At 65.7% G+C, this 6,800-nt stretch carries 3 protein-coding genes and 1 pseudogene; 3 read left to right on the forward strand and 1 reads right to left on the reverse strand.

Annotated elements, in window-relative coordinates:
* Window positions 1-183: 183 nt before the first annotated feature.
* The gene (locus DPM12_RS22490) at window positions 184-936 is read left to right on the forward strand and encodes an alpha/beta hydrolase (protein WP_158543015.1); all 753 of its coding nucleotides are present in this window, start codon (window positions 184-186) and stop codon (window positions 934-936) included.
* Between the two features lie 231 nt (window positions 937-1,167).
* On the opposite strand, the gene DPM12_RS22495 is transcribed toward DPM12_RS22490, so the two are convergent.
* The gene (locus tag DPM12_RS22495; RefSeq protein WP_123788447.1) at window positions 1,168-3,939 is read right to left on the reverse strand and encodes an NACHT domain-containing protein; all 2,772 of its coding nucleotides are present in this window, start codon (window positions 3,937-3,939) and stop codon (window positions 1,168-1,170) included.
* Window positions 3,940-4,158: 219 nt separating this feature from the next.
* On the opposite strand from DPM12_RS22495, the gene DPM12_RS22500 reads away from it, so the two are divergent.
* Window positions 4,159-5,066, forward strand: a protein-coding gene (locus tag DPM12_RS22500; RefSeq protein ID WP_425467631.1) for an IS5 family transposase whose coding sequence is annotated in 2 segments (ribosomal slippage) — window positions 4,159-4,525 and window positions 4,525-5,066 — 909 coding nt in all. Because the reading frame shifts where the segments join, the coding sequence is not laid out codon by codon here.
* A 458-nt stretch (window positions 5,067-5,524) separates the two neighbouring features.
* Window positions 5,525-6,732, forward strand: a pseudogene (locus DPM12_RS22505) (IS110 family RNA-guided transposase).
* Window positions 6,733-6,800 lie beyond the last annotated feature (68 nt).

The following is a 6,800-nucleotide window of genomic DNA, read 5'->3' on the forward strand; positions in this document are numbered from 1 at the left end:
TCACACCAACCGGAAACTAACCGATACCAAGACCGGATCCACCGTTAATCTGACACACCCCTCGTGGATCGCGAAAGATTAGGACCGTCGCACTTACGATCTTGCATCTGTGTCGAGCCGGTCGTGGCGGGCTGAGCTTGCGCCGGGGCAAGGCCGCGGTGGCCACCATGAGGGATGGCCGCAATGGCGCTGTACCGCGGTCGGATGCTGCGGGTGCTCGTGGTCTTTCTGCTGATCGGTGGAGTGGTGGTCGCGATGTTGTGGTGGCTGCAGCGGGAGCTGATCTACTTTCCTGACGCGGCGTCTGTGCCGGCGGCTGGTGAGGTGATTGAGGGAACTCGTGAGGTCACGCTGTACACCGAGGATGGGCTCGAGTTTGGTGCGTGGTTCGCACTGGCGGCGTCCGGGCCGGCCGCGACCGACTATCGGATGGCAGTTCTGGTCGCGCCGGGCAACGGCGGGAACCGACCCGGTCGGGCCGGTCTGGCGCAGGAACTGCGGCGGCGCGGGCTCGCCGTACTCCTGATGGACTATCGCGGGTACGGCGGCAACCCGGGCAGCCCGAGCGAGGAGGGTCTGGCGCGCGACGCGATGGCTGCCGTGGAGACGCTGGCGGACTTGGGTTACCCAGCCGAGCGAACGATCTACTTCGGAGAGTCGCTGGGCAGCGGCGTCGCGGCAGCGCTGCAGGCGCTGCGGCCGCCCGCCGGAATGGTGCTGTGGTCGCCGTTCTCCGAGCTCGCCGATGTCGAATCCAGACACTACCCATGGCTGCAGGTGCGGCTGCAGCTGCGCGACAGGTTCCGCGTGGTGGAACACCTCGCAGGCAGCGAGGTGCCGGTAACCGTGGTGTACGGCGACCGGGACTCGATCGCGCCCCAGACCTCAGCGCACGGGTGGCTGACAAGGCGACGGCGCTATCCGAGCGAGTGGTGATCGCAGGAGCGGACCACTATGACGCAGATGGGCTGGTCGTGTGCCGCCCGCCAGCGTATATGGACTACGACAAGCGGTCAGCCTAGGCGGTCGCGCGGCTGGTGTGGGAGGCCTCGCAGGGGTCGGTTGAAGGTCCGTCTGGCCACGCCGCCTTCTTCGTACGAAGTCGCAGGGTAATCACCGGGTCGGTGTGTTGTCCGCGGGGTTCGCTAGCGGCACCTCGTGGGGCGCCTACCGAAGCTGCGGGGACCCACCGGTGCCGAGCCCGAGGCTTTTCAGATCGTCCGACAGCCAGCCTGCGGCCAAGCTGGACGCCGGCCGCACGTTGGACATGTCATCTGCGCCTGTATCAACCCACCCGAGACTGCCGATCGATTCACGACTCTGCTCGGCGAGCCAGGAGCGAATCATCTCGCGTATGGCTCGTTGGCGCTCCCAGAATGTTGCTTGCTCCCGACTGGTCTGCGTGATCACCGCTCGCCTAGAAACTGACCAGACCGCCTCGGGCCCAGGAGGTGCGACTTGGCGTATCAAAGCCATTGGCACCCGCATGGCAGTCAGAAGCGGAATGTCGCCGAGCCGGTCCGGGCCATCGAACTGTACTTCCAGGATGACGCCGAACGGCGCAAGCACTGTGCTCGGCATGGACCACCCGAGACGAATGAACGAGTGAGCAAGCGCCTCGTCATAGGCCTCGCACGCGCGCCCGTACACCTCGACCTCGAACTCCATGAGCCGCCGCGGCGAGTAGAAGTTCCAGACCCACCCACTCTCTGGGCGTGGCACATCTTCGTCCGGAAGATGCGACGCCACCTGGGCGGGTGCTGTCGAGTCGATCCACGAGACAAGATCTTCCAGCTCCGCGCCGGAAATTACTGGTGAGCCGCTTCGCGAGATCCCGGCGTTGCGGTTCCGTCCGACCGCGTCGAACAGCTCTACTGCCCGGTCCCTGACCTCGTCTGCGGGAAGGGCGCCGTAGGACGAGCGGCCGCGGCCGAGGACGCGCCGGGCAAGGTCATAGCGACGTTCCTGTATCCAGATCCCGTCCGGGGCACCCAAGAACGGGTCCGTGGACAGCCTTTCATCCATCGCGTTCGCGATCCTCTTCTGCACCATGGTCCAGGGCCAGGCGTGACCCTGTGGTGCTCCGCCACTGATCCACGGGCGCCAATCCGGCACCGAGTCTGGAACGAACGGGTGTACCCCTGGTGGAACCTCGGTCACGTAATCGGCCGCTGAACGAGAGGTCGAGAATGCTATGTCGATGTGATGCCCGGAGACCGTGACGCCCAACCCGACCGGGCCCCTGACCACCGCTGATGGGAGAACGCCGCCAGCGAGCGGGCCAAGAGCCTCCGTCCAGGTGCGCAGGGCCCGAAGGAGGCGGGCGCCGCTCGTCTTGGCGTCGAGGTTCTCGTCGTCCTCGGTGCGCCAGTCTCGGTGCCCGCTGAACGCCTCGTTGGTGACCCAGGCCGCCGCTCCCGGGTTTCCGGCAACCCACGTCCCCAACAGGTCATCCACCGCATCTTCGCTCTGTGCGCTCAGCGCAGCTACTGCCGCGGCCCATCGCCAACGGTTGAAACTGAGAGCGTCGGCCACGACCTCCGAGGCTGGCACGTCGCCGGCGAGAATCGCCTGCGCCGCAAACCAGTGTTGGAAGATCGGCAGGGAGAACCGGACTGAGTCATTAGGGCCGTCGGCAACTAGCCGGCTCGAACGGGCGATCTGGCCGTCGCTGAACAGCAAGCCGTCCTTGCCCGTCCTGGTAAGCGCCACGGCGAGTTTCTTGAGGACCGGGCGAGTCTCACCTGAGGTTACCGCTGACCGCTCGGTGCCCTTTCTAAGAGCATCTTCGACCAAGCCTCGAATGAGATCTGCTTCTCCGTGGGGAGCTTCGTCCCGGCTGAGCATGACTCCTGCCCCGAGGGCGAAGAACGGCCTGGTCACCGTGGCCCGCATGTCCGTCGTCCAGCGCCACGTGCTGTGCGGCCTGCCGCTGACCGACTCGATGAGTTTCAGTGCCGCATCCTCGGTGAGGAGCGTCGCAGCTGTCTCCTCTGTCGACGTGGCGGACAGCATGCCCGGACGAGCCGTCAGCAAGACCCGAATACTCGTATACGTCCTGGCGAGGATGCGAGCGGCTTCCAGCAGGGCCTGCGCCTTGGCGGGGTCGTTCGTCTCGTCGAGACCGTCAACCGTGATGGACGCGCCTCGTCCATGCCGCCAGGTGGGCCCGAGCTGCTGTTCGACGGCGTCTTCGAGTGTTTGGCCGAATAGGTCGCGCGCGTTCAACCACACCGGGAACGGCGCTTGCTCATCTGCGATGAGATTCTCGATCTCGGCGCGGTGCCATGCCTCCGCAGTCTCGGACTTGCCAGACCCAAAGTCGCCCAGCATCACCACGACTCCGCCGGGCGGGACATTCGGGACCTCGATCTGGTCGAAGTATGACGCCAAGGCAGCCTCATCGACCCCGAACACCTGCAGGCGAACCGCCCGGCGCGCCGTAGACCGCTGCTGGAGAACCGTCGCGAGGTCATCAGAGCTCAACGCCGCGCCTGGACCCACGAGCTGGAGGAGGAGGTCCCGCACGCTGACGCTGCGCTGCTGCGCCCAATTCTCAGTCAGCTCGGCTCGGTCACCATCGCCGAGCGCCGCCGCGATCGCCGGGTAAGTGAGCTCAACCAGCCGCAATGCACGGGACAGGTGGTCATCGGCGGACACCCAGTCCTTCGACGCAGCAGACAAAGCCTCGTCGAGCCGCTTCGCCAACGGGCCGTGGATGTCCTCGACCGGGCTGGCGAGCTCCTCGGCGGTGATGGTCTTGAGCCACTTCCGGTAGGTCCGCCACCGACACGAGAAGTCGACCCTCTTGCGGACCCGCCACCACACCAACCACCGAAAGGTCACCTTGCGAGCGAGTGCCCGCCCCGCGGGCGCCGCCAACCCTCCGAGGAGACGTCCACCACCAGCAGCAAGGGCGGGGCCCTCCAAGCCGCTCACGGAGCCTCCTTAATCTAGAAGGTCCAGTATCCCGGGCTGTTCGGGACCCTGCCAAGCGGCACGCCGCCGAGTGCCACTAGGGCGTGTTTAAGAAGTTGGGGTGCTTCGTTGCTGGCTGGTTAAGAGGGGTGTGGTTGGTGGGCGTGTTGGTGATCGATAAGAGGCGAGGTCTCCGGTAGATGAGTCATCGACCAAGAAGATCATCGACGCGGAGACCTCGTGCGGGACACGATACCGGCCGGTGGTCGCTCGGACCTGACGGATGCGCAGTGGGCGGTGTTGGAGCCGTTGCTGCCGGTGGGTCAGAAGTCGGGGCGTCCACCGAAGCGGACGAAACGGCAGCTGATCGATGGGATCCGGTGGCGTGTGCGTACCGGCGCGCCGTGGCGGGACGTGTCCGTCCGGTATGGGCCGTGGCAGTCGGTGTATGGGCTGTTTCGCCGGTGGCAGCGTGACGGCACCTGGGCGCGGATCCTGACCAGCCTGCGTGCGCGGGCGGACGCGGCCGGGCTGCTCGGGTGGGATGTCAGCGTGGACACCACGATCGCCCGAGCGCACCAGCACGCCGCGGGCGCGCGGAAACCGGGGATCGTCAGCTGTGCCCGCCCGGCGGGGTGCGCACCGAACCGGATGATCACGCCCTGGGCAGATCGCGTGGCGGGTGGACCACCAAGGTGCACCTGGCCTGCGAACAGGGGCTCAAACCGATGTCGTTTCTGGTGACCCCCGGCCAACGCGCCGACAGCCCACTGTTCGCCACCGTGCTGATGGGCATCCGGGTGCCCCGGCCCGGTGCTGGGCGCCCGCGCACCCGACCGGGCCGGGTACTGGCGGACAAGGCATACAGCTGTGCAGCGAACCGAGCCTACCTACGCAAGCGTGGAATCAAGGCCACCATCCCATCCAGGACCGACCAGGACACCAACCGGCGCAACAAAGGCACCCGCGGCGGACGCCCACCAGCCTTCGACCCAGACGTGTACCAGCAGCGACACACCGTCGAATGCGGCATCAACCGGCTCAAACGCCAACGCGCCATCGCCACCCGCTACGACAAACTCGCCGTACGCTACGAAGCCACCATCACCATCGCCGCCATCAACGAATGGCTCCTCCCAGACTTATGAAACACGCCCTAGTGCGCCTCGACTCGCTCAGGCCCATGACTTGGGCACCGGAGAATGCAGTTATCGTTCTCGCCAATTCGTCGGCACCATTGTTGCGGCAATCACGGATCTCGGGCTCACGGTCGCGTCCCAACTGCTCGTTGATGTCGGTGCACCAGACCCGGCATCGCCTAACCCCAGTCAATCTCCGTACGTCGCGTTTGGTCACTGCCACCGCTTGCGTCAATCTGGGCTACTAGAGACTTCCCGTAAGGCCGTTGTCTGGCCAGACTCGGTCCAGGTACCCGGCGGAACGCTCTATTTTGGGGTTGCCCACCCGCGTGCGGGTGTGGCTCTATTTCTGTTTGCGGACCGTCGGGCGCTGTGACGAGGCGTGGCTCAAGAGGGGACTGCCCAGCTCGTAGTAGCAATGCCCGCCTCGCCGTCCATATTGATTCTCAGGCCGAGAGGAAGAGGCGTTGGAGAAGGTCATCATCGGGGTGGATCCTCACAAGCTGTCAGCGACGATCGAGGTCGTCGACGATCGCGAGAACGCCCTGGGGTCTGGCAGGTTCACCACCGACAAGGCCGGGTTCGCGGCAATGCGTACATACGTCAAGCAGTGGTCGGACCGGGAGTGGGCGGTCGAGGGCAGCCTGGGCGTGGGTCGGCGGCTGGCGCAGCGGCTGTTGGAGGCCGGCGAGCGGGTCGTCGATGTCCCGGCCAAGCTCGCTGCCAGGGCACGCCTGTTGGACACCGGCCATGGCCGCAAGACCGACGTCCACGACGCACATTCGGTTGCGGTCGCAGCAGTCCGCGCCAAGGACCTTCGTGTGCTCGTGCCCGACGATCAACTACAGGCGCTGCGGATGCTCGTGGATCACCGTGACCAGTTGTCCAATCGCCGAGTACGGACGGTGAACCGGCTGCACCGCTTGCTGGGCGAACTCGCTCCGGGCAAGGAGAATAAGGACATCACTGCACTGCAGGCAAAGACGATCCTTGCCAGGGTGCGAGCTCGTGACATCGCTGGGAAGACCAGGCGCCGTCTCGCCGTGGATGAGCTGGCCGACCTGATCGCGATCGAGAAGAAGGTCAAGACACTGACCACAGAGATCAAGACCACCGTCACCCAGCGTGGTTCCCACCTGATGGACCTTCCCGGCGTAGGCCCTGTCGTGGCTGCACGGATACTGGCCGACGTCGGTGACGTTGCCCGCTTCGCTAACCGCAACCGGTTCGCGTCCTGGACCGGCACCGCTCCTCTGGAGGCCTCCTCAGGAGAGCAAACCGTCACTGGCTTTCCCGAGCGGGCAACCGCCGGGTGAACCGGATGCTGCACATCGCCGCGACGACGCAGATCCGACTCGACACCGACGGTCGCGTCTACTACCGGCGCAAACTCACTGACGGGAAGTCGCGGATGGAGGCCATGCGCTGTCTCAAACGAAGAGTCTCCGACGCGGTCTACCGCCAGTTGATCGCCGACGCACGTGCTGCGCAGAACGTGGTGGCCGCCCACCCAGGAACGGGTCCCGGAGGGCACTGCGGGGCGTCTCATCAATCCAGCGCGGTCGACCTTCCCCCGCACGTCGACACTTCGGATCAGCCACGTCCCGGACCCGCAAGACCGACGCTACAGCCGCTTCGACGAATCACAAACCCCGCCACACCGACGGCCGGTTGACAACAGAGGGGTGTGTCAGATTAACGGTGGATCCGGTCTTGGTATCGGTTAGTTTCCGGTTGGTGTGA

The sequence above is a fragment of the Phytoactinopolyspora halophila genome (assembly GCF_003287285.1).
Lineage (GTDB): Bacteria > Actinomycetota > Actinomycetes > Jiangellales > Jiangellaceae > Phytoactinopolyspora_A > Phytoactinopolyspora_A halophila.